This is a genomic window from Arthrobacter sp. NicSoilB4 (assembly GCF_019977335.1).
GTDB lineage: Bacteria > Actinomycetota > Actinomycetes > Actinomycetales > Micrococcaceae > Arthrobacter.
The window spans coordinates 2,316,390-2,338,308 of sequence record NZ_AP024653.1; the positions used below are offsets into that span (position 1 = coordinate 2,316,390).

Sequence of the window (21,919 nt, forward strand, 5' to 3'; positions counted from 1 at the left end):
ACTCCCCCCAATCAACGAAAAGGGCGAGATCATCTTCACAGTGGAGCTCTAGGATGCCCTGTATCGCTTCCCCTGCGGCCTCCCCCAGGAGGCGGCTCACGTAGTCGGGAATGGCTGACGCCCCTGCGCCGATACTCTCCACATCGTCGGGTCGCTCAGAACGCGCGGTCTTCGTCTTCGGTGTTGACACCTTGCCAATCACGTAAGAGGAGCCCGACCCGGAGAAGAAGTCGTGGTTCTTGTCGGAGTTCAGTGACAGGCCCGACAGGATGGCCGGGTCACGTTTGTGACGGACGCCGGGAACATTGCCTCGTAGCCGAGTTTCATGAGGGTCTTGTTGGCGTTGTTCTACTCCCGTGGAAGCGCCGCCAGTAGCCCCGCTGCTGCTGTCCGTTCTTCCTCGACCTGACTTTTTGCACGCGCCGCCTCATTAAGTGCCGCAGCACCATCCACATCCGCCCCCAGGGCGTCGACAGCGATCCCGTAGCGCTGCTGTACCTGCTCGCGGTCAGCGTCGGCCGCAGAGCGTGCCATGCTCATGGTTAGGTGTGCTCCTGACCGGAGTTACCAGTTTGGAGGCCGCCACCCATCTTCGAAGGCCTGCCAGTCCCCAGGGTCAATATCCGGCCTGTTGATGCCCTTCTCGACCTCTTCCACGGACATTTCGCCAAGCTGGACCTTGTCCAGGATTTCGACGGCTGCGTCTTCTCCCCAATGCGTGAGGAGCCAGTCAAAATGTTTGGCAGGCAGTATCGGATGCCCTGAGGTCTTTCGCTTAGCCATAATGCATCTCGTTTCACACGAATCACTGTTCCTAGAATTATCAGCAAGCTACCACAGGGATGCTTGATAAAACGGTCCTTGCGCTAAACAAGCAAGCGACCGGCTGAACGGCATAGAACGGCCGACGTCACCTCGCCGCCCCAAGGGTCGTGACGGCCGGTGGCGACGGGGTGAAGGCGGACAGGCCGTGCGAGAGGCGATCAAACGTCATCGGGAACAGCCCCATCTGCACCTCAGAGGAAGCGACGGGGAGCATAAGTACCTCTTCACTGTTTGGAGTCCCGGCCCAGAAGAACGTCAGCTCGTCGTCTTGAATGTCGAGCCCGCCGAGGTGCAGGACTAGCTACTCCTGAGCCTCGGTCTCAGCGCCATCTTCGAGCTCGCCGGCCGCGACGCGTTCGGCGGTGCGCCGGTAGGCCTCAGCGACGAAGTCCTCGATGTCGTTAGCCCCGATGCGCCAAATGCCCCTTCCACCGAGCTGAATTCCGCGAAGCTCCCCTGTCCTGAGCAGGGCTCGGATCTAGTTCTGGTTCACATTCAGCTCTTCGGCTGTCTGGGCGATGGTCAGGAAGCGCAGCTTCTTGGGTTCGTCGGTCACCCGGCCATCCTATGTGCGGGCGGTTCACACCTGCAGAAGGCCTGACCTGCACATACACTTTCGAACATGCGACGAGTCTTCGACACGACATTCGACTACAAGACCGATGACCCTCGTGGGGCCAGGCCGGACGCCGACAGGGACAGCAAGACGCTCCGAGAGGACCACGAACTGCTGTGGAGCAAGAAGCTGCCCTTGTCCGAGGCGATTTTCGCCCCGAAGGTGACACCCGGCAAGAATGAGTACCTCATCTTCACAGATGCCACTGGTGACAGATTTTGTTACGGCAGCGATGCCATCACCAGCTCCTACACAGACTGGGTGAAGGCAAAAAGACCCAGATCAAGGGCCCTGGTCGAGGCCATCGCTGGGCTGAACCCTGAGCAGCGGGCCCGCTACCTCGACCCGCCATACACCATCGGTAGTGCAATGATCTGGCCGGTCCGACGCAAGGACTATCACACCGTCAACAGAGTACGGGGGAGGAATATACTCATCGCCGATCGGATGGATCTCACGCTCGAATGCATCCAACTCCACTACGCAGGGAAGGCGGGGCACCCTCTTGAAAAAGCAACTACCGCCTACAAAGACTTTTTCGACCTGTTCGGCACCTTCAAGGCATTCGTGGAATTCTTCCACTTCCAGGACCTCATTAAGCCCGGCTCCGACTACCAAGAAATCGAATACTTTCTGAAGCCGAACAACTTCGAGCGTGCCGCAACCCCGGCTACAACAGGTGAGTACATCGAATACCGGGAGAATGTCCTGGCGTTCATCAAGAAACGGAGCATTCGTATGGCCAACTGGGTCATGGAGAATCGCCGCGACATTGCGGTCCGCCAGTAGCGTTGCAGGACCAATGAGGACCCAGGGCGCAACCCCACCGCCGGCTTAGTCGTCGATGGCCTTCCGGTCCAAGGACTTGAGCGCGGCAAGCCGTGCCTTCAGTTCGGTCTGCTCTCCGAGGTCTTCCAGAGAGGCGAACTGTGTACCTCAGACGAGATTTCTTCGACGAAGGGTTGGGCCGGGTCTGCCAGCTGCGTGAGCATGGCGAGCTCCGCGGCATGGGCGGTCAGCTGGCTACTGAGGGTGCAACAAGGAAGTATCACTCGTGCTTCACGGTCGGCCTCAATCACAAGGTTGGCCAACTGTATGAAACAGCTGGCCAACTACTGTGAATCGTGGCCACCCAAGTTGGGAAATGGCCAAGTACCGTGGAACCTCACCCCGAGGTGGCAAAGGTATGAAAGCTCACGAGGCGGCTCTGCACGATTTACCGTGCAGAGCCGCTTAATGGAATCTACTTGGAAGACTTCCAACTAGGCGATGCGTTTCTTCCAAATAGGGTGCCATTCTTCCAATTAGGTCGACATCTCACAAGAGACTAGAAGTCCCAGTCGTCATCCTCGGTATTAACAGCCTTGCCAATCACATAGGACGAACCCGAACCCGAGAAGAAGTCGTGGTTCTCGTCCGCGTTCGGCGACAGGGCCGACAGGATGGCCGGGTTCACGTCGGTGACCGAGGCCGGGAACATGGCCTCGTAGCCCAGGTTCATCAGCGCCTTGTTGGCGTTGTAGTGCAGGAACTTCTTGACGTCCTCGGCCAGGCCGACGGAGTCGTAGAGGTCGTGCGTGTACTGGACTTCGTTCTCGTACAGCTCGAAGAGCAGCTCGAAGGTGTAGTCCTTGATCTCCTGCTTGCGCTCCTCGGACAGGCCTTCCAGGCCCTTCTGGAACTTGTAGCCGATGTAGTAGCCGTGCACGGCCTCATCGCGGATGATCAGGCGGATCAGGTCGGCCGTGTTCGTCAGCTTGGCCCGCGAGGACCAGTACATCGGCAGGTAGAAGCCGGAGTAGAACAGGAAGCTCTCCAGCAGCGTCGAGGCCACCTTGCGCTTCAGGGGATCGTCGCCCTGGTAGTAGTCCATGACGATCTGGGCCTTCTTCTGCAGGTTCACGTTCTCGGTGGACCAGCGGAATGCCTCGTCGATCTCCTTGGTGGAGGCCAGCGTGGAGAAGATGGAGGAGTAGCTCTTGGCGTGCACCGACTCCATGAAGGCGATGTTCGTGTAAACAGCCTCTTCGTGCGGGGTCAGCGCGTCCGGGATCAGCGAGACCGCGCCGACGGTGCCCTGGATGGTGTCCAGCAGGGTCAGGCCCGTGAACACGCGCATGGTGAGCTGCTGCTCGTCCGGGGTCAGCGTTGCCCAGGACTGAACGTCGTTGGACAGCGGGATCTTCTCCGGCAGCCAGAAGTTATTGACCAGGCGGTTCCAGACGTCCACGTCCTTGTCGTCCTGAATACGGTTCCAGTTAATGGCTTCAACGTGGCTAAGCAGCTTGACCTTCTCGGTCATGTCATCCCCTAAGAAGTTGGGTCGGTTCTCTAGTTAAAGCGTACGACGGCGGGCGGGCGCCCGCCGTCGTACTGTCACGATTTGGTTGAAGCTACAGCATGCAGCTGACGCAGCCGTCCACCTCGGTCCCTTCCAGCGCGAGCTGGCGGAGACGGATGTAGTAGATGGTCTTGATGCCCTTCTTCCAGGCGTAGATCTGGGCCTTGTTGATGTCGCGCGTGGTGGCGGTGTCCTTGAAGAACAGCGTCAGGGACAGGCCCTGGTCCACGTGCTGCGTGGCCGCGGCGTACGTGTCGATGACCTTCTCGTAGCCGATCTCGTACGCGTCCTGGTAGTACTCCAGGTTGTCGTTCGTCAGGTACGGGGCCGGGTAGTACACGCGGCCCAGCTTGCCTTCCTTGCGGATCTCGATCTTGGACGCCACCGGGTGGATCGAAGAGGTGGAGTTGTTGATGTAGCTGATCGAGCCCGTCGGCGGGACGGCCTGCAGGTTCTGGTTGTAGATGCCGTGCTCCATGACGGAAGCCTTCAGCTCCTGCCAGTCGGCCTGCGTCGGGATGTGGATGTTCTTGAACAGCTCCGCGACCTTGGCGGTCTGCGGGACCCATTCCCGGTTGATGTACTTGTCGAAGAACTCGCCGGAGGCGTACTTGGACTTCTCGAAGCCGCCGAAGGTCTGGCCGGTCTGGATGGCCAGCTTGTTGGAGGCGCGGACGGCGTGGAACACCACCGAGTAGAAGTAGATGTTGGTGAAGTCCAGGCCCTCTTCGGAGCCGTAGTGGACCCGCTCACGGGCCAGGTAGCCGTGCAGGTTCATCTGGCCGAGGCCGATCGCGTGGCTCTGGTCATTGCCGCGGGCGATCGAGGGTACCGAGGTGATGTTGGACATGTCCGAGACGGCCGAGAGGGACCGGATGGCCGTCTCGATGGTCAGGCCGAAGTCGGGCGAGTCCATAGTCTTGGCGATGTTCAGCGAGCCCAGGTTGCAGGAGATGTCCTTGCCGGTCTGGTCGTAGGACAGGTCATCGTGATACGTCGTGGGCTGGGAGACCTGGAGGATCTCGGAGCACAGGTTGGACATGATGATCTTGCCGTCGATCGGGTTTTCCCGGTTCACGGTGTCCTCGAACATGATGTACGGGTAGCCGGATTCGAACTGGATCTCGGCGAGGGTCTGGAAGAACTCACGCGCCTTGATCTTGGTCTTCTTGATCCGGGAATCGTCCACCATCTCGTAGTACTTCTCGGTGACCGAGACGTCGGAGAACGGCATGCCGTAGACCTTTTCGACGTCGTACGGCGAGAACAGGTACATGTCCTCGTCCTTCTTGGCCAGCTCGAACGTGATGTCCGGGATGACGACGCCGAGGGAGAGGGTCTTGATGCGGATCTTCTCGTCCGCGTTCTCGCGCTTGGTGTCCAGGAAGCGGTAGATGTCCGGGTGGTGCGCGTGCAGGTACACGGCGCCGGCACCCTGGCGGGCACCGAGCTGGTTGGCGTAGGAGAAGCTGTCCTCGAGGAGCTTCATCACGGGGATGACGCCGGAGGACTGGTTCTCGATCTGCTTGATCGGCGCGCCGACCTCGCGGATGTTGGTCAGCGCGAAGGCCACGCCGCCGCCGCGCTTGGACAGCTGCAGGGCGGAGTTGATGGACCGGCCGATCGACTCCATGTTGTCTTCGATGCGGAGCAGGAAGCAGGAGACCAGCTCGCCGCGCTGGCGCTTGCCGGCGTTGAGGAACGTGGGGGTGGCCGGCTGGAAGCGGCCCTCGATGATCTCGTCGACCATCTGGGTGGCGAGCTGCTCGTCGCCGCGGGCCAGGTGCAGGGCCACCATGCAGACGCGGTCCTCGTAGCGCTCCAGGAAGCGCTTTCCGTCGAACGTCTTCAGCGTGTAGGAGGTGTAGAACTTGAACGCGCCCAGGAAGGTCTCGAAGCGGAACTTCTTCTTGTACGCGCGGTTGTAGAGCTCGCGGATGAAGTTCATCGTGTACTGGTCGAGGGTTTCGCGCTCGTAGTACTCGTTCTTGACGAGGTAGTCGAGCTTTTCCTCGAGGTCGTGGAAGAACACGGTGTTGTTGTTCACGTGCTGCAGGAAGTACTGGTGCGCCGCCTCGCGGTCGGCCTCGAACTGGATCTCCCCGTTCGGGCCGTAGAGGTTCAGCATGGCGTTGAGCTCGTGGTAGCCCAGGCCCTGGTAGGCGGCCGGCATGGCCGGCTTCTCACCGGGGACGGTGTGCTTCTCGACGGCGGTGCTGGTGGCCGCGTGGGAAACCCCGGTCACTTCGGTGTCTTCGACAGTCGTGTCCAAAATTCTTCCAATCCTTGTTGTACCCGGCTGACGTCTTCCGGCGTCCCCATGAGTTCGAATCGATATAGGTGGGGGACCTGGCATTTCGCGGCGATGATGTCGCCGGCCATGCAGTAGTTGTCCCCAAAATTCGTGTTGCCCGCCCCGATCACTCCCCGGAGCTGTTGCCGGTTGCGCGGATCGTTCAGGAAGCGGATGACCTGCTTTGGAACGGATCCCTCTCCCCCGGTGCCTCCGTAGGTGGGAAGCACCAGCACGTAGGGTTCGGTGGCCACGAGCGCGGGTTCCCTCGAGTGGAGGGGAATCCGGGCGGCGTCGATGCCCAGCTTCCTGATGAAGCGTGCGGTGTTCTCGGAGGTGGAGGAGAAGTAGATGAGGTGGCTGCCGGTGGTCCGGACCGTGTCCGGGTTCCGGGCTGCTTCCGCCGCCGGCGCCGTGTCTGCTGCCGGCGTCGTACCGGCAGTTGCCAGTGCCATAGGAGTCACCTCATCTGACGTGTCTTCGTTCGAAGCGGATCAGGCCACGGCGACGGCGGAAGCCTGGGCCAGTTCTTCGATCTTGTCGGGGCGGAAGCCGGACCAGTGGTCCTGGTCCGTGACGACGACGGGGGCCTGCATGTAGCCGAGGGCCTTCAGGCGCTCGAGGGCATCCGCGTCCTGCGAGATGTCGACGCTCTGGTAGGCGATGCCCTTCTTGTCCAGCGCGCGGTATGTCGCGTTGCACTGAACACAAGCCGGCTTCGTGTAAACCGTAACGGTCATGGTCCCTGTCCCCTTTTTGTTGAAGTCTTTGGTACTGCGAAATGTGTGCTGCGTAGGAGCTGATGCTGTTGAGCTGAGTCTCTGCTGCGTCTGTTGTGCCAGTGGTCCGGGCGGGCCGGTCCGGGACAGGAATCCTTATCCGTTACTGGCTGCACCTGGCGGGCACTGCTGCTCCTGAACTGCTGCTCTTACTGCTGCTCTGGAACTGTATGTCGATACTACATGTAGTGCAAGAGCCCGATGTGGACCCCAAGATGATGTATTACAAGTATGTCATTTAATGCACCACCAGTCCACAGGCAGGGTGCCTCAAAATGTCCGTGTTTCCGCCATTTTGGCGGACGAAATCCACAGGCTGTGGAGTACCTTTGCACAATTAACTGCCCTGCGTGTCGCGCGGGAGACGGCGTGTCGCGGTGCGGGGCACGGTGGCCCGCGGTGGGGTTAAACACCACATGTAGTGTCCGGCAACACGAAGAAGGCGGGCACCCCCGGGGGTGCCCGCCTTCCGCGGCGTGAGGAGTCTTACAGCGAGCTGTCAGCCCGCCGCCTCGCCCGCCGTCCGACGGTCCAGCACGATCTGCTGCACGTCGAGGTAGCCGGTCTCAAAGCCGGCGCGGGAGTAGCAGAGGTAGAACAGCCACATGCGCTGGAAGATCTCGTCGAAGCCCAGCCCCTGGACGTCGGCGGAGCGGGCCATAAAGCGCTCCTCCCAGAGCCGCAGCGTCTGGGCATAGTGCTCCCCCATGGCGAGCCGCTCACGGACGCGCAGCCCGGTCTGCTTCTCCGTGATGTCCTCGATGGCCCGCACGGAGGGGATGACGCCGCCCGGGAAAATGTACTTATGCACCCAGGTGTAGCTGGAGCGGGTGGCCAGCAGCCGGTCGTGCGCGATGGTGATGGCCTGGATGGCCACCTTCCCGCCGGGGGCCAGGACCCGTTCGATTGTCTGGAAGTAGGTGGCCCAGTACTCGAAGCCCACGGCCTCGATCATCTCGACGGAGACGACGGCGTCGTACTCGCCTTCGACCGCGCGGTAGTCCTTGAGCTCGATCGTGACGGCGTCGGTGTAGCCGGCGTCGGCGACGCGTTTGCGGGCCAGTTCCTGCTGCTCGCTCGAAAGGGTGACGGAGTAGACGGTGGCGCCGCGCTGCGCGGCCCGGAGGGCGAGCTCGCCCCAGCCGGTGCCGATTTCCAGCACCCGGGTCCCCTGTCCGACGCCGGCCTTGTCCAGCAGCCGGTCGATCTTGGCCTGCTGGGCGGCGGCGAAGCCGTCCCAGGCCACGGTCTTCAGCGCCTCGCCCGATTCCGGGAAGAGTGCACTGGAGTACGTCATGGTCTGGTCCAGGAACGTGGCGAAGAGCTCGTTGGAGAGGTCGTAGTGGCGGGAGATGTTGGAGCGGGTGTTCTGCTCGGTATTGCGTTCCTTCCGCGGCTGGCGCGGCAGGTAGAGCGCGCGCAGTCTCTGCAGCGGCTCGGGCACCAGGGTCCCGACGCGGGCGGCGAAGACCTCCATCACGGCGGTCAGGTTGTCGGCGTCCCAGTCCCCGGCCATGTAGGACTCGCCCAGGCCGATCAGCCCGCCGTCGCCGAGCCGGGCCGCGAACGCCTGGGGCCGGTTCATGGTCATGACGGGGTACGTGTGTCCGGGCGTGGCCGCCTTGCCGAGGACGGTGCCGTCGGGGTAGCGGACTTCGAGCGGAAGCCGGCGGACGGCGGCCTTGAAGATCGCCTCGGCCACGCGGCCGGCGACGGCGGTTTTCAGGCCGGACGGGACCGTGGCGATGGCGGGCCAGATGGCGGCGTCGACGACCGCGGGCGGCTGCGGGACGGTGTAGGGAGCTGCGGCCTCGTTCGTCGGGCGCGCCGCGCCCGATCCGGTCGCTTCGGTCATTGTCACTGGACTGCCTCCTGTGAGGGGTGGTGTGGTCGTTTGATGATGGGCAGCCGACGTGCCCAAAGCCTGATTCCCTGCCAGCGGATCTGCGCGGAGACGCGCAGCGGTGCCAGCGGGACCGCGAGCGCCGCGGCGAGGATGTTCCGCACCGTGGCCTCGTGCCGTTCGCCGTCCATGCTGGCGAGGAAGGGTTGCTGCCCCTCGCGCTCGAGGACGATCGAGACGGCGAGCCGTTCGCCGGGTTCCGGGAGTTTCATCCGGTACTCGCCGTCGACGTCGTTGAAAGGTGAGACGTAGAACGCCTTGGGCACGCTGGCCCGGCCGGCGTCGTCCGTTTCGAGGAGGTAGCAGTGCCGTTCGCCGTAGGTGTTGTGGACCTCGGCGAGGACGCAGCGCAGCTCCCCGGCGGCGTCGTGGCACCAGAACAGGCTCAGCGGGTTGAAGACGTGCCCGAACACCCGGGCGCTGGCCAGCATGGTGATCCGGCCGCCGTCGAGGGTTATCCCCCGGGTGGCCAGGAACGCCTCGACGTTGCCGCGCAGCGTCCCGTCCGGGTCGCCCAGGTGGTCCGCCACGCTGAAGCCGGCGAGCGGCTGGAGCAGCCGGGGCATAACGGGGAGCCGGTCGACGTCGACGTACCAGCTGTAGCTGCGGTAGGTGAACGCGTTCTTCAGCGGGGTGCGCCGCACATGCGCGATGGAGGTGCGGTAGATGGCAGCCGTGGTGCTCATGAGCCCTCCGCGGAGACGGTCTGCAGGTCAGGGTCGACGGCGACCGCACGGTACTCCTCGTTGAGCGCGACGGCGGGGTCGTCCCAGGAACGTCCGAGCCGTTCCGCGGCCTTGACGCCGGAGAGGGCGCCGTCCTCGTGGAAACCCCAGCCGTGGTAGGCCCCGGCGAAGGCCAGCCGCCCGTCGCCGAGTGCGAGGATCTGCTGCTGGGCCTTGAGGGATTCCGGGGTGTACTGCGGGTGCTCGTAGACCATCCGCTCGATCACCGTGTTGTCCGCGATCAGCTCGGATTCGCCCAGGCTGACGATGTACCGCCCCATGTCCGCAGGGGCCAGCCGCTGCAGCCGGGTCATGTCGTAGCTGACCAGCACCTTGTCCGGCCGGGCGTCGCAGGAGGGCAGCCGGTAGTTCCAGGATGCCTTGGCGTTGTCACTGGACGGCAGCACGGCGGCGTCGCGGTGGAAGACGGTGTGGTTGACGGAGTACGGCATCCCGGCGAGCGCGTCGCGTTCGGCGGCCGAGGCGTCGGTGAGCATGTCCAGTGCCTGGGCCGGGTGGGTGGCGATCACAACGGCGTCGAAGTTCTCCGTGCGGGCGCCGCTGGTCCCTTCGCGGACAGTCAGCTCGACGCCGTGGGCGTGGCGGCGCACTCCGGTGACCGGGCTGGAGAGGCGAATGTCGGGCAGAGTCGCCGCGAGCTTGTCCACGTAGGTGCGCGAGCCGCCGGTGACGGTGCGCCACTGCGGTGACCCTGCGACGCCGAGCAGGCCGTGGTGGCCCAGGAACGTGAAGAGGTAGCGCGCCGGGTAGGCCAGGGCCGTGGTGGGGTCGCAGGACCAGACCGCGCTCACCACCGGCGTCATGAAGTGCGAGATGAAGTAGCTGCTGAACTTTTCCCGGGCCAGGAACTCCCCCAGGGTCAGCTCCGGCTTTCCCTCTTCGGCGAGCAGCGCGCGGGCCCGGCGGTAGAAACGCATCACCTCGAGCAGCATCAGCAGGTAGCGTCCGCGCAGCAAGGTGGAGGGCCGGGGCAGGATGCCGCGGCCCTTGGCCCGTGCCCCGGCGTACTCCAGGCCGCAGCCGTCGCACCGGACGGACATGCTCATCTCGGAGTCCTGCGTTTCGATGCCCAGCTCGGCGAAGAGCCTCAGCAGCGTGGGGTAGGTCCGCTCGTTATGGACGATGAAGCCGGTGTCGATCCCGAGCACCGGGCCGCCGTCCTGCGCCACGTCGTGGGTGTGGGCGTGGCCGCCGAGCCGGGAATCGGCCTCGAAGAGGGTGACGGTGTCCTGCCGGTTCAGAACGTACGCGGCGGTCAGTCCCGCCACGCCGCTGCCAATCACGGCTACTCGCCGGCCCTGGGGAATCCCTGCTGCGTCTGACACTGATCTGCTCCTGTTGGCTTCGCCTGAATCGTCCTGATGAATCGTCTTATGGGCAATTCGTCGCCGAGGGGCTGACGGATGAGTGCGACTTTCCAACATTTCGTTTCCCACCAATGTGCCAGAATGAAGCGGGATTGCGGTCCCGCCTCACCGGAACATGAGAAGGGCAGCCCCTTGATCAACCCCGTCCACCTGCGGACCCTAGTCGAAGTGACCCGGCTCGGATCCTTCGCGGCGGCCGCCACCCGGCTCGGCTACACCGCGTCGGCAGTATCCCAGCAGATGTCGGCACTGGAACGTGACACCGGCGTCGAGCTGTTCCAGCGCTCGGCGCGCAGCATCCACCCCACCGAAGCGGCCCTGGTCATGACCCGGCATGCGGCCAAGGTGCTCACGGACATTGAGGCGCTCATGGCGGCCGCCTCCCGCACCGGGGATCCCGCCCGGCAGGAACTCCGCCTGGGCATTTTCCCCAGCCTGGCCACGTTCGTGCTGCCGCGGCTCCTGAAAAACCCGGCCTGGAAGAAACTCGGGATCGACCTACGGGTGTCCGTGGCGGAGCCCGCCCAGACCATCCAGGGCCTGCGCGCCGGCGGCGAGCTCGACGTCGCCCTTGTGTACCAGGTGGGGCAGTCCGGCCTCGCGTGGCCGCACACCGTGAACCGGCAGTGGATCGGCGACGACGACTTCCGCGTGGTGCTGCCCGCGGCCTGGGGCATCGGCACGGAGTCCAAGGTCGCGGCGGACCACCTGTCCGACATGCCGTGGATTGTGCACCACCCAGGCACGTCCGACGCCACCGTGATCGAACGGCTCTTCGCCAGCTGCAACCTGCACCCCCGGGTGGTGGCGTACAGCGATGACTTCCATGCGAGCCTCGAGATGGCCGCGGCCGGGCTGGGCGCGGCCCTGGTTCCGGAACTGGCCCTGCTGCACCGCCCGGCCGGGGTGGTGGTGCTGGACGTTCCCGAGATCCGGCTGGCCCGCAACGTCTTTGCCCTGCTGATCAACGAGAAGCAGACCGCGCAGGTCCAGCTGTTCGTCGAACTGCTGGCCGACACGTTCAACTCCTCCACCCTGAAACAGGCCGTCCCCCGCAAGGGCTGAGCCAGGACCAGCCGGCGCCGAATCACCCTTCGCTTAGCCCCGTCGGGGCCGCCTGCGCAGTCCCGTCCCCATGCCGGCGAGGGCACTGATGATCCGGTGCTTGGCGGGGCTGTAGGGCGGATAGATGAGCGCCAGGGTGTCCGGCCGCTGCGGCTTGGCCAGGGTGGGCCGCTCATGGGAGAACGTCCGCAGCGAGTGCTCCCCGTGGTACGCGCCCATGCCGCTGCCGCCGACCCCGCCGAAGGGCAGTCCCGGGACCATCAGGTGCGCCGCCGGGATGTCGAAGCACAACGCCCCCGAGGAGGTGCGTTCGGCGAAGGCCCGGCGCGTTCCGGCGTCGTTGCTGAACACGTACAGCGCCAGCGGCTTGGCGCCGTCGTTGATCATCCGGATCGCCTCATCCCGTCCGGAGACCGGAACCAGCGGGAGCAGCGGGCCGAAGATCTCCTCCCCCATGACCGCGTCCCCGGGGGCGGGCCGGAGAAGGGTCGGGGCAAAGTGGAGGCTCGCGGCGTCCCGTTCGCCGCCGTGGACCACGGTGCTGCCGTCGGCGAGGGCGGCGATCCGGGCGAAGTGGCGGTCGTCGACAATCCGGCCGTAGGACGCGCTGCGGGAGGAGTCCGGGCCAAAGAGCTCACCGATCGCCTTGACCAGCTCCCGCTCCAGCGGCACCAGTACCTGCTCGGTGGCCAGGATGTAGTCGGGCGCCACACAGGTCTGGCCGGCGTTCATGAACCGGCCCCATGCGATCCGTTTGGCCGCCTTGGCCAGGTCCGTGGTGGAGTCCACGTAGGCCGGGGACTTGCCGCCCAGTTCCAGGGTGACCGGAGTCAGGTGCTCCGCCGCCGCGCGCAGCACCACCTTGGCCGCGGTTTCGCCTCCGGTGAAGAAGATGTGGTCGAAGCGCATGGCCAGCAGGGCCGTGGTTTCCGGAATGCCGCCCTGGACCACTTCCGCCGCACCGGACAGGTACTCCGGGATCCAGCGAGCGAGGGCCGCCGAGGTGGCCGGGGCGTGTTCGCTCGGTTTGAGCACCGCTGTGTTGCCGGCGGCGAGGGCGCCGGCCAGCGGGGCGAGCAGCAGCTGCAGCGGGTAGTTCCACGGGCCGATCACCAGCACCACCCCCAGCGGGGTCAGCTCCGTCCACGCCCTGGCCGGCTGGACGGCGAGCGGCACCGCGACCGGGCGCGGCCGCAGCCAGGCTTCGAGGTGCTTTTCCAGGTGCGCGGCTTCGGCGCTGACAAAGCCGATTTCCGTCAGCAGGGACTCCGTGGCGTGCTTGCCCAGATCGCTGGCCAGTGCTTCGGCGAACTCCGTGCTGCGCTCGGCCAGCATCCGGCGCAGGCTGCGCAGTTGCTCCAGCCGCCAGGCCAGCGGACGCGTCGCTCCGGAGTCATAGAGTTCACGGGCGCGGTCGACGGCGGGGGCAACGGTTTGCATCCGCCCAATGTACCGGCACGGGGCGGCCGGCCGGGTTGAGTGCCGGATAAAACCTTGGGAATGCTGGAACGGGCCGGTTTTGAGGACTATGTTGAAGATATGAACAAGGTAGCGAGCAAGCACTTCGGAGAGGTCGAGCTCAACCACGGGAGGGACCACAACCTCACCGCCAAGCATGAACTGGCGGGCCAGATCGTGGAGCTTGACCTGAATGTCAATGCGCATGACCATTTCGACGAAGCGGCCATGCATAAAGTTGACTACCGGTTGCGTTTCCTGCCCGAGCTCGTGGACCAGGTCCGCGAAATGATCGCCGAGGAACTGGAGCAGGACGGCACCAGCCCGCAGGAGTACAGGCACTTCCACTGCAACGCGATCAAGGACGAGCACCTGCGGAAGGTGTTCGGCGTCGAGGATAAGAGCCAGCTCACTGACGCGGTGTTCCTCAAGGCGCTGAAGCTCGGCCATGTGGGCATCTTCCCCGGCCAGCCGGAACGCTATTTCGTTATGGACTTCACCCTGGGTTCGCACTTCACCGACGAGGTACTGGTGGCCTCCGCGGACGAGGACGGCGTCGTCGACGACGAGATCCTCTGGGAATCCTGAATCGACTGCTCCGAAACGGCCCTTTTGAGGGCTCATAAGGGCGGCTGCTCAGCAGTCGATGAGTAAAACGTACGACGGCGGCCGGTCACCTTGTGAGGTGACCGGCCGGCGTCGTTTTGGTTAGGGCGGGTTACTTGGCCGCTTCGAGCAGTCCGGCGCGGACCGTCTTCGTGGCGTGGACCAGGTTGCGCAGGGACTCTTCGGTCTCCACGTAGCCGCGGGTCTTCAGGCCGCAGTCCGGGTTGACCCAGAGCTGGCGGGACGGGACGTGCTTGACGGCGGTGCTGAGCAGTTCGGTGACTTCCTGCTCGCCCGGAACGCGCGGCGAGTGGATGTCGTAGACGCCCGGGCCGACGCCGCGGCCGAAGCCGTGGGACTCAAGGTCGTGGACAACCTCCATGCGGGAGCGGGCGGCCTCGATCGAGGTGACGTCGGCGTCGAGGCCGTCGATCGCGTCGATGATGGCGCCGAACTCCGAGTAGCACAGGTGCGTGTGGACCTGGGTGGCATCCCCGGCGCCGGCGGTGGCGAGGCGGAAGGACTTCACGGACCAGTCCAGGTAGGCGGCCTGGTCGGCCTTGCGCAGCGGCAGGAGTTCGCGCAGGGCGGGCTCGTCCACCTGGATGACCTTGATGCCGGCGGCCTCGAGGTCCGCGATTTCGTCCCGGAGGGCGAGGGCCACCTGGTTGGCGGTCTCCCCGAGCGGCTGGTCGTCGCGGACGAAGGACCACGCGAGGATGGTGACCGGGCCGGTGAGCATGCCCTTCATCGGCTTGCTGGTGAGGGACTGCGCGTACCGGGCCCATTCCACCGTGATGGGGGCGCTGCGGGTGACGTCGCCCCACAGGATGGACGGGCGGGTGCAGCGGGAGCCGTAGGACTGGACCCAGCCGTGCACGGTGACGTCGAAGCCTTCGAGGTTCTCGGCGAAGTACTGGACCATGTCGTTGCGCTCGGGCTCGCCGTGGACCAGGACGTCGAAGCCAAGCTCTTCCTGCAGCTCCACAACGCGCTTGATCTCATCCTTCATGAGCTGCTCGTACTGCTCCGTGCTCAGTTCGCCCTTGTTGGCGCGGGCCCGGGCGGTGCGGATTTCGCCGGTCTGCGGGAAGGAGCCGATGGTGGTGGTGGGCAGCGGCGGCAGGTGCAGGGCATCGGCCTGCGCGGCCTCGCGGACGCCGTAGGCCGAGCGGCTGAAGTCGGCGTCGGTGAGGGCCGCAGTGCGGTTCCGGACCTCGGCGCGGCGGACGCCGTCGGCTGCGGCGCGGTCGGCGATGATGCGGGCGGCCTCATCGATGGCCGGCTGGACATCCCTGGACTGAACACCGGTTGACGGGTCGGTGAGCAGGCCGGCGAGGGTGACAACCTCGGTAGCCTTCTGGTCGGCGAAGGCCAGCCAGCTGCGCAGCTGCGCGGAGAGCTGGACTTCCTCGTCGACGTCGTGCGGGACGTGCTGGGTGGAGGTGGAAGTGCTGACGGCCAGCCGGGCGACGGACTTCTTCAGCTCGGCGATCTTTTCCGCGGAGGCGGCGAGGTCGTTGCGCCAGATGTTGTGGCCGTCCACGACGCCGGCGACGAGAGTTTTGTTGCCAAGGGCGGCGAGGGCCGCGGCGGAAGGGACCTCGCCCTTGAAGACGTCCAGGTGCAGGGCGTCGATGCCGGTCGCGGCGAGGGTGCCCAGCTGGCCGTTGAGCGCGCCGTACGGGGTGGAAACGAATAGCTGCGGCCGCTTGGCCGCGGCGGCGAGGACCTCGTAGGAGCGGGCGACGGCGGCCTGGATTTCCACGGCCGGGGTGTCCTGGTCCACCACAAGGGCGGGCTCGTCGAGCTGGACCCAGCCGGCGCCGGCGCCGGCGAGCTTCTCCAGCAGTGCGGTGTAGACGGGGAGGACGTCCTCGAGGCGGGACAGCGGGCTGAAGCCGGCCGGGGCGTCGTCGGAGGCCTTGCTCAGCAGTAGGAAGGTGACCGGTCCGACGATGTACGGGCGGGTCTCAACACCATTGGCGAGGGCGTATTCGAATTCCTCGACGATCCGGTTGGAGGTCAGCGCGAAGCTGGTTTCCGGGCCGATTTCCGGTACGAGGTAGTGGTAGTTGGTGTCGAACCACTTGGTCATTTCCAGCGGCTGTTGGTCCTTGTTGCCGCGGGCCAGGGTGAAGTAGCCGTCGATGTCGAGCTGGCCGTCGGCGTCGAGGAGGTTGCCGAAGCGGGCGGGCACTGCGCCGAGGTGGGCGGCGGCGTCGAGCACCTGGTCGTAGTAGGAGAAGGTGCCGGGGACGGCGGCGGCTTCGGTCAGGCCCAGACCCTGGAGGCGCTTGGCGGTGCCGAGCTGGATTTCCTTGGCGGCGGCGTCCAGGGCGGCGGCGTCGATCTTGCCGGCCCAGTAGGCCTCGACGGCCTTCTTGAGCTCGCGGCGGCGGCCGATGCGCGGGTAGCCCAGGATGGAGGCTGCCGGGAACGGAGTGGGGTTAGCGGTGTTCTTTTCAGTCATGGGAAGTCCTAAGTGTCGGTGGGGTGGTTAGCTGGCGAGCTGGCGGCTGCCGCCGCGCCGTGACGCGTTGGGCCCGTGGCTGCTGTTCCGGTTGCCGCTGTGCCGGTTGCCTCTTTGAGGCCGGGCCAGCGCAAGTTTGTCCAGCACGTCCAGGGCGGCCGTGTGTTCGTTGAAGGTGTAGAGGTGCAGTCCGGGGGCGCCGGCCTCGAGGGCCGCGTTGGCGAGGTCCACGGTGGCGCTGACACCGATCCGGGTGCGTTCGGCGTCGGTGTCGGCGGCGGCGAGCCGTTCGATGAGTTCCGGGGCCGGTTCGACGCCGGTCAGCTCGCTGAGCCGGGTCAGCCGCCGGATGCTGGTGAGCGGCATAACGCCCGGAATGATCGGGATGGTGACGCCGGCCCGGCGTGCCCGGGTCAGCAGGTCCGCGTACTGCTCGGTGTGGAAGAAGACCTGGGTGATGGCGAAGTCGGCGCCGGAGCGCTGCTTGGCCAGCAGCACCTCGACGTCGTGCGCCTCACTCGGGGATTCCGGGTGCCGGGTGGGGTACGCGGCGACCCCCACGGCCACCTTGCCGGCACAGAGCAGCGCGGACCGGCGCTGTTCGACGCGGCGGATGAGCTCGATCAGATCCTGGGCGTAGCGCAACGATCCCTCGGGAGGGACGCCGCCGTCCTTTGGCTGGTCGCCGCGCAGGGCCAGGATGCCGCGGACGCCGACGTCGAGCAGTTCGCCGATGATCTCGGCGAGCTCCTGCGGGGAGTTCCCCACGCAGGTCAGGTGCGCCAGCGGCCGCAGGGTGGTTTCCTGGACGAGGCGGTTGATGAGTTCGACGGCGGTGTCCCGGTTGGAGCCGCTGGCGCCGTAGGTCACGGAAACGTAGTCCGGGTCCGTGCTTTCCAGTTCGCCGATGGTGGTCCAGAGCGATTCCGCCGCCGCGGGAGAGCGCGGCGGGAACAGCTCGTAGGACAGGGCAACAGGGGCCGTGCCGGCAAGGTTTGGGTGGGTGTCAATAAGGCTCGGTGGTGACATTTGCGTCCTTGGCTGTGAACACTGGCGGCTTTGCCCGGATAACGGGGACCGTCGGTGAGTTGAGTTTGGGGAACACGGAGGAAACTCCAGCAGGACGCAGCCGCGACTGTTACGCCTGATACGAAGTTGTCCGTGAGCAAATGTCAGGCCCACATGGGGGCACCCACACCCTCCTGGGCCGCCCGTGGTGTTTCCCAAGGGCCGGCCGTGAGCGGAGGATCGCTGACACGTTACTGAGGTAACTTGGTTAGAACTCTACGGGCCGGCCGGGAAGCCGTTCAAGTCAGCCCCCGAATTAAGACGCACTTTTACGGCATATTTCATCCGTCGACAGAATATTCTTCGCTTCGATGGCCGCCAGGGTCCCTCTGCGCGTGGTCCGGCGCTGCAGCCGCCAGCACTCCCCAACGTGCCCGCGCGGGACTATCCTTTTGCCATGATCCAGCTTCCAGCCAGTTACCAGGAGTATCTCGCCGGCAAGAGCGAGAGTTTCATCAACACCGTCCGGCCCGTCCTGATGCAGTCCGCTGCGGACAAGGCGCACGGTGTCAAGGTGTCCTACAACCACGGCCCCACCGGCCACCAGGCGCACGTCGATGAGTCGATCCCCTTCGGCACCGTCGTCGAGGACATCGACTGACGCCAGCGGTGCCTGACGCCGGCGGCGATTGACGCCGTCCGCCGAAGACGCTGCCCGCGGGCTCTAGCCCTCCAGCAGGAGGCGCTGGGAGCGGGGCGCGAGTGTGTGTTCCAGCACGAGGCAGGCCGCGCCGATCGCGCCGACATCCTCGCCGACGCCGGTGCCCACCACCTCGATCTCATGGATCTTGCGGGTGGCGCTGCCTTCCCGGACCAGCTCGGGGATCCGCTCGAGGTAGCGCTGCGACAGGCAGGTCCAGAACGGTCCGCCGAAAACCACCCGGTCCACGTCCAGGGCGTTGGTGATGGTCGAGACGGCGCGGGCCACCAGCACGGCGGAGCGGTCGATGATGTCCTGGGCCTTCTGGTCTCCGGCGCCGGCGGCGGCACACAGTTCAGCGAAGCTCTCTTGGAGGGCCGGGCCGGTCACGGCGGCAACCGGGCCGTCCAGCACCCCGGCCTCAACGGCCTGGGCCACCAGCACCTGCGGGATGCAGGAGGACTTGATGCAGCCGCCCATGCCGCAGTCGCAGGGTGCCCCGCCAGGATCAACGATGATGTGCCCGATCTCTCCGGCGTTCCCGGAGGTGCCGCGCACCACCTCATCGTTGAGCACGATTCCGCAGCCGATGCCGGTGCCCATGTACATAAAGACGAAGCTTCCGGCGCCGCTCGGTCCGCCCGCCCAGGTCTCCGCGACGGCGGCGCTGGTCACGTCCTTGTCAACGATGGTGGACAGGCCGGTGGCCGCGGCCAGGGCGTCGCGGAGCGGGACGCGGTCCCAGCCAAGGAGGAGCGGCGGGTCCACGACCGTTCCCTCCTCCAGGTCGATCGGCCCGGGCGAGGCGATGCCCAGGCCGGCGATCCGGGCCGGGTCGACGCCGGACTCCGAGATGAGCTGTTTGATTTCGGCGGCGATGGTGTCGATGACGGCCCCGGGGTCGGTGCCGGCCGGGGTCTTGATCCGGGAATGCTTGACCACGGCACCGACGAGATCCAGCACAACGAACGTTGTCACGGCAGGATCGAGGTGGACTCCGACTGCGTACATTCCGGCGGAATTGAGCCGGAGCATGGTCCGTGGCTTCCCCGGCCCGGTGCCTTCCTTGCCAGCCTCGTAGATCAGGTTCTGGTCCAGCAGCCGGCGGGAGATATTGGAGATCGTCTGCGGGGACAGCCCGACGATCTGGGCCAGTTCGACCCGGCTCAGGCCGGCCGGGGAACGCCTGATGGCGTCGAGGATCACCGTGAGGTTGAAGTCACCCATCCGGGGCAAGTTGGTTCCGCGCCTCGGCGAGGGCTGGCGGATCTCAGTCACTGATAACCCCTAAACGTCTTTGGCCGCGCACTGCTTATGTCAGAATCGTACGTTACGGAGGTGTGACCGCCCACACGCCGCTTCACACTCCGGCGGATTTCCGGGTACTTGCTGTCACCGTGAATTTCGGGTTCCGGCCGGCCTCGCGGGTGGGGCCGATCAGCCGCTGCAGCGCGGGCTGGTAGTGGAGGTGGCTGTTGAACACCGTCCAGAGCTCCCCGCCCGGAGCCAGGACCCGTCCGGCGGCCTCAATCAGCTTGATGCCGGCTCCGGCATGAACCGCCGCACCGACGTGGAAGGGCGGGTTCAGCAGGATCAGATCGGTGCTGGCGTCCGGCAGCGTGTCCATGGCGTCATCCTGGAGCACCGTGACCTGGTCCGCGAGCCCGTTGGCTTCCGCCGTGGCCCGGGCGGAGTCGACGGCGGCCGCGGACTGGTCCGTGGCGGTGACCCGGGAGCCGGGGTTGGCGCGGGCGTACATGGCGGCGAGGATTCCGGTGCCGCAGCCCAGGTCCACGGCGTGGCGCGCCGCCGGGATCTGCGGCAGGAACTCCAGCAGGAACCGGGTGCCGATATCCAGCCCGGTGCCGGCAAAAACGGCTCCGCGGGCGCCCACGGTCAGTCCCAGTTCGCTGTTGAAGTCCCTGACCGGGAACGGCGGCGTGCCTGGGACGGGTTTCGGGCCACGGGCCAGCAGGATCCGGGACTTTTGCCGGGCAAGCTGGGGCTGGACCTCGCTGAAGCAGCGCTCCAGCACGGCGTTCATGCCCAGGCTCATGTGCTTCACCCGGCCGCCTGCCAGCAGGACGACGCCGGGGGCGGCGTGGCGGGCGACGGTGTCGGCGATTTCCTCCAGCTCCGCAAGGGACTTGGGCAGCTGGAGGAGCACCACGTCCGCCCCGGCCAGCAGCCCGGCCCCGAGCGGGTGCTGTTCGAAGCCGCCGGCAACGCCCAGCGTCCCGGCGTTGTGGCGAAGGGCCCGTTCCCCGGTGATGAGGTCCTGGTGCACGCGGATGGGGCCGTTCCAGCTGCCGGCGGTGTCGTCGAGAGCCAGGGCACCGAGCGTCAGGGCACCGTAGCGGTCCCCCACGATGGCAAGCCTGCTGCCGGGGTGCAGGGATCCGGCCGCGAGCATGTCCGCGGCGGTGTCCAGGAGCAGCTTGTCCGTGGCGTCCCAGGCCTGCAGATTGGCCGCCTCCACATCCGGGAACCTGTCCAGCCGGGAGAAGAGGGAGTCAAGATTGTTGTCCGCCACGCGCGAGCTGCCGCCTTTTGTGAGTCAGGGGTGGGTCAGGGAGTCCGGGCCCCTGGTTGAGGTCCCCTGCAAACTTATCCTGCTCCTCCAACAAACGCAGGATGCCCGACACCGCTGCCCGGCCGGCCCGGTTCGCGCCGATCGTGGACGAGGACGGTCCGTAGCCGACCAGGTGGACCCGCGGCTCGGCGGCCACCTGCGTGCCGTCCATGGCGATTCCGCCGCCAGGGCCGCGGAGGTGCAGCGGGGCGAGGTGTTCAAGTTCCGCGCGGAAGCCGGTGGCCCAGAGGATCACATCGGCGGCCAGGAACTTCCCGTCCGCCATCCGCACTCCCCCGGGTTCGATGCCGGTGAACATGGGGTGGCGCTCCAGCACGCCCCGGGCTGCAGCCGCACGCAGCGCCGGGGTCCAGATCAGCCCGGTCACCGCGACGACGCTTTGCGGCGGAAGGCCCTGGCGCACGCGTTCCTCGACGAGTGCGACGGCGTCGTGCCCGGCCTGCCGGTCGAAGGCGGCGTCCCGCCAGACCGGTTCCCGGCGGGTGAACCAGCTGGTGGTGGTGACCTGGGAGATTTCATCGAGCAGGCCGACGGCGGAGATGCCGCCGCCGACCACGATGACGTGCCGGCCGCGGAACTCCTCCGCGGAGACGTAGTCCGCAACGTGCAGCTGCCGTCCGCGGAAGGAAGCCTGCCCCGGGTAGATCGGCCAGAACGGCCGGGTCCAGGTGCCGGTGGCGTTGATGATGGCCCGGGCCGACCAGCCGCCCCGGGACGTGCTGATCCGCAGTCGCCCGCCGGCGTCGTTGTCCTCCCGGGAGACGGACCGGACCTTGACCGGGCGCTCGATGGCCAGCGCCAGTTGGTCTTCGTAGCCGCCGAAGTAGCGGGCCAGGAAGCTGGAGCTTGCTTCGTCAGGGTCGACGGCGGGCTGCGGGATCCCGGGCAGGTCGCTGATGCCGTTCACGGTGGCCATGAGGAGGCTCTTCCAGCGGTGGCGCCAGGCCCCGCCGGGGCCGTCCTCGGCGTCGAGGACGATGTAGCTCCGGGCGGGCCCGCCGGCCGGGTCCCGGACTTCCGGCCCGGTCCCCGCCGGGCTAAAGCCCCGGCGCTGGAGGTGGTAGGCAGCGGAGAGCCCGGCCTGGCCGGCGCCGATCACCACGACGTCGGCGGTCGGGACGCGTCCGTCAATCCCTGCGGACATGC

The 21,919-nt window shown here is 66.1% G+C and carries 19 protein-coding genes and 1 pseudogene; 4 read left to right on the forward strand and 16 right to left on the reverse strand.

Annotated elements, in window-relative coordinates; genetic code table 11:
* Nucleotides 1-155: 155 nt before the first annotated feature.
* The 3 genes and pseudogenes from LDO13_RS10465 to LDO13_RS10475 form a co-directional block, all read right to left on the reverse strand.
* Nucleotides 156-345: pseudogene (locus tag LDO13_RS10465) on the reverse strand (ribonucleotide-diphosphate reductase subunit beta); the annotation flags it as partial.
* A 3-nt stretch (nucleotides 346-348) separates the two neighbouring features.
* On the reverse strand, nucleotides 349-534 hold the full coding sequence (locus LDO13_RS10470; RefSeq protein ID WP_224046699.1) for a hypothetical protein: 186 nt from the start codon (nucleotides 532-534) through the stop codon (nucleotides 349-351).
* A gap of 30 nt (nucleotides 535-564) precedes the next feature.
* The gene (locus tag LDO13_RS10475; RefSeq protein WP_224046700.1) at nucleotides 565-783 is read right to left on the reverse strand and encodes a hypothetical protein; all 219 of its coding nucleotides are present in this window, start codon (nucleotides 781-783) and stop codon (nucleotides 565-567) included.
* A 664-nt stretch (nucleotides 784-1,447) separates the two neighbouring features.
* Here LDO13_RS10475 and LDO13_RS10480 point away from each other — a divergent pair.
* Nucleotides 1,448-2,230: a hypothetical protein gene (locus LDO13_RS10480; RefSeq protein WP_224046701.1), complete on the forward strand. Its 783-nt coding sequence runs from the start codon at nucleotides 1,448-1,450 to the stop codon at nucleotides 2,228-2,230.
* Nucleotides 2,231-2,768: 538 nt separating this feature from the next.
* Here the strand turns inward: LDO13_RS10480 and nrdF are convergent.
* The 7 genes from nrdF to LDO13_RS10515 all read right to left on the reverse strand — a co-directional run bounded on the left by nrdF (nucleotide 2,769) and on the right by LDO13_RS10515 (nucleotide 10,828).
* Nucleotides 2,769-3,743 carry a class 1b ribonucleoside-diphosphate reductase subunit beta gene (gene nrdF, locus LDO13_RS10485; protein ID WP_224046702.1) on the reverse strand — a complete coding sequence of 325 codons (975 nt, stop codon included), beginning with the start codon at nucleotides 3,741-3,743 and terminating at the stop codon, nucleotides 2,769-2,771.
* Nucleotides 3,744-3,834: 91 nt separating this feature from the next.
* Complete coding sequence (gene nrdE / locus LDO13_RS10490) at nucleotides 3,835-5,955, reverse strand: class 1b ribonucleoside-diphosphate reductase subunit alpha (RefSeq protein ID WP_224049757.1); 2,121 nt, start codon at nucleotides 5,953-5,955, stop codon at nucleotides 3,835-3,837.
* 68 nt (nucleotides 5,956-6,023) lie between these two features.
* Nucleotides 6,024-6,530 (reverse strand): class Ib ribonucleoside-diphosphate reductase assembly flavoprotein NrdI, encoded by a 507-nt coding sequence (gene nrdI, locus LDO13_RS10495; RefSeq protein ID WP_224046703.1) that lies wholly within the window; start codon nucleotides 6,528-6,530, stop codon nucleotides 6,024-6,026.
* Between the two features lie 39 nt (nucleotides 6,531-6,569).
* Nucleotides 6,570-6,815, reverse strand: coding sequence for a glutaredoxin-like protein NrdH (nrdH, locus tag LDO13_RS10500; RefSeq protein WP_224046704.1), 246 nt, complete (start codon nucleotides 6,813-6,815; stop codon nucleotides 6,570-6,572).
* A gap of 538 nt (nucleotides 6,816-7,353) precedes the next feature.
* Complete coding sequence (locus LDO13_RS10505; RefSeq protein ID WP_224046705.1) at nucleotides 7,354-8,715, reverse strand: class I SAM-dependent methyltransferase; 1,362 nt, start codon at nucleotides 8,713-8,715, stop codon at nucleotides 7,354-7,356.
* Nucleotides 8,712-9,443, reverse strand: coding sequence for a DUF1365 domain-containing protein (locus LDO13_RS10510; RefSeq protein WP_224046706.1), 732 nt, complete (start codon nucleotides 9,441-9,443; stop codon nucleotides 8,712-8,714). The genes LDO13_RS10505 and LDO13_RS10510 overlap by 4 nt, the downstream gene beginning before the upstream one ends.
* Entirely contained in the window at nucleotides 9,440-10,828 is a 1,389-nt protein-coding gene (locus LDO13_RS10515; protein ID WP_224046707.1) for an FAD-dependent oxidoreductase, read from the reverse strand. Before LDO13_RS10515 ends, LDO13_RS10510 begins: the two co-directional genes overlap by 4 nt.
* A 174-nt stretch (nucleotides 10,829-11,002) precedes the next feature.
* Between LDO13_RS10515 and LDO13_RS10520 the strand changes: the two genes are divergently transcribed.
* Nucleotides 11,003-11,935 carry a LysR family transcriptional regulator gene (locus tag LDO13_RS10520; protein ID WP_224046708.1) on the forward strand — a complete coding sequence of 311 codons (933 nt, stop codon included), beginning with the start codon at nucleotides 11,003-11,005 and terminating at the stop codon, nucleotides 11,933-11,935.
* A gap of 33 nt (nucleotides 11,936-11,968) precedes the next feature.
* Here the strand turns inward: LDO13_RS10520 and LDO13_RS10525 are convergent, their stop codons facing one another.
* A complete protein-coding gene (locus LDO13_RS10525) occupies nucleotides 11,969-13,375 on the reverse strand; it encodes an aldehyde dehydrogenase family protein (RefSeq protein WP_224046709.1) in 1,407 nt (468 codons plus the stop codon).
* 99 nt (nucleotides 13,376-13,474) lie between these two features.
* Here LDO13_RS10525 and LDO13_RS10530 point away from each other — a divergent pair, with 99 nt between their 5' ends.
* The gene (locus tag LDO13_RS10530; protein ID WP_224046710.1) at nucleotides 13,475-13,981 is read left to right on the forward strand and encodes a DUF2004 domain-containing protein; all 507 of its coding nucleotides are present in this window, start codon (nucleotides 13,475-13,477) and stop codon (nucleotides 13,979-13,981) included.
* A gap of 130 nt (nucleotides 13,982-14,111) precedes the next feature.
* On the opposite strand, the gene metE is transcribed toward LDO13_RS10530, so the two are convergent.
* Both metE and LDO13_RS10540 read right to left on the reverse strand, forming a co-directional pair.
* Complete coding sequence (metE, locus tag LDO13_RS10535) at nucleotides 14,112-16,472, reverse strand: 5-methyltetrahydropteroyltriglutamate--homocysteine S-methyltransferase (RefSeq protein ID WP_224046711.1); 2,361 nt, start codon at nucleotides 16,470-16,472, stop codon at nucleotides 14,112-14,114.
* Between the two features lie 27 nt (nucleotides 16,473-16,499).
* Nucleotides 16,500-17,501 (reverse strand): methylenetetrahydrofolate reductase, encoded by a 1,002-nt coding sequence (locus LDO13_RS10540; protein WP_224046712.1) that lies wholly within the window; start codon nucleotides 17,499-17,501, stop codon nucleotides 16,500-16,502.
* Nucleotides 17,502-17,937: 436 nt separating this feature from the next.
* On the opposite strand from LDO13_RS10540, the gene LDO13_RS10545 reads away from it, so the two are divergent.
* The gene (locus LDO13_RS10545) at nucleotides 17,938-18,141 is read left to right on the forward strand and encodes a hypothetical protein (RefSeq protein ID WP_224046713.1); all 204 of its coding nucleotides are present in this window, start codon (nucleotides 17,938-17,940) and stop codon (nucleotides 18,139-18,141) included.
* Nucleotides 18,142-18,204: 63 nt separating this feature from the next.
* Here LDO13_RS10545 and LDO13_RS10550 read toward each other — a convergent pair whose 3' ends face one another.
* From LDO13_RS10550 to LDO13_RS10560, 3 genes are all read right to left on the reverse strand, one after another.
* Entirely contained in the window at nucleotides 18,205-19,458 is a 1,254-nt protein-coding gene (locus LDO13_RS10550) for an ROK family transcriptional regulator (protein ID WP_224046714.1), read from the reverse strand.
* Between the two features lie 82 nt (nucleotides 19,459-19,540).
* On the reverse strand, nucleotides 19,541-20,713 hold the full coding sequence (locus tag LDO13_RS10555; RefSeq protein WP_224046715.1) for a class I SAM-dependent methyltransferase: 1,173 nt from the start codon (nucleotides 20,711-20,713) through the stop codon (nucleotides 19,541-19,543).
* Complete coding sequence (locus LDO13_RS10560; protein ID WP_224046716.1) at nucleotides 20,694-21,917, reverse strand: NAD(P)-binding domain-containing protein; 1,224 nt, start codon at nucleotides 21,915-21,917, stop codon at nucleotides 20,694-20,696. The genes LDO13_RS10555 and LDO13_RS10560 overlap by 20 nt, the downstream gene beginning before the upstream one ends.
* Nucleotides 21,918-21,919 lie beyond the last annotated feature (2 nt).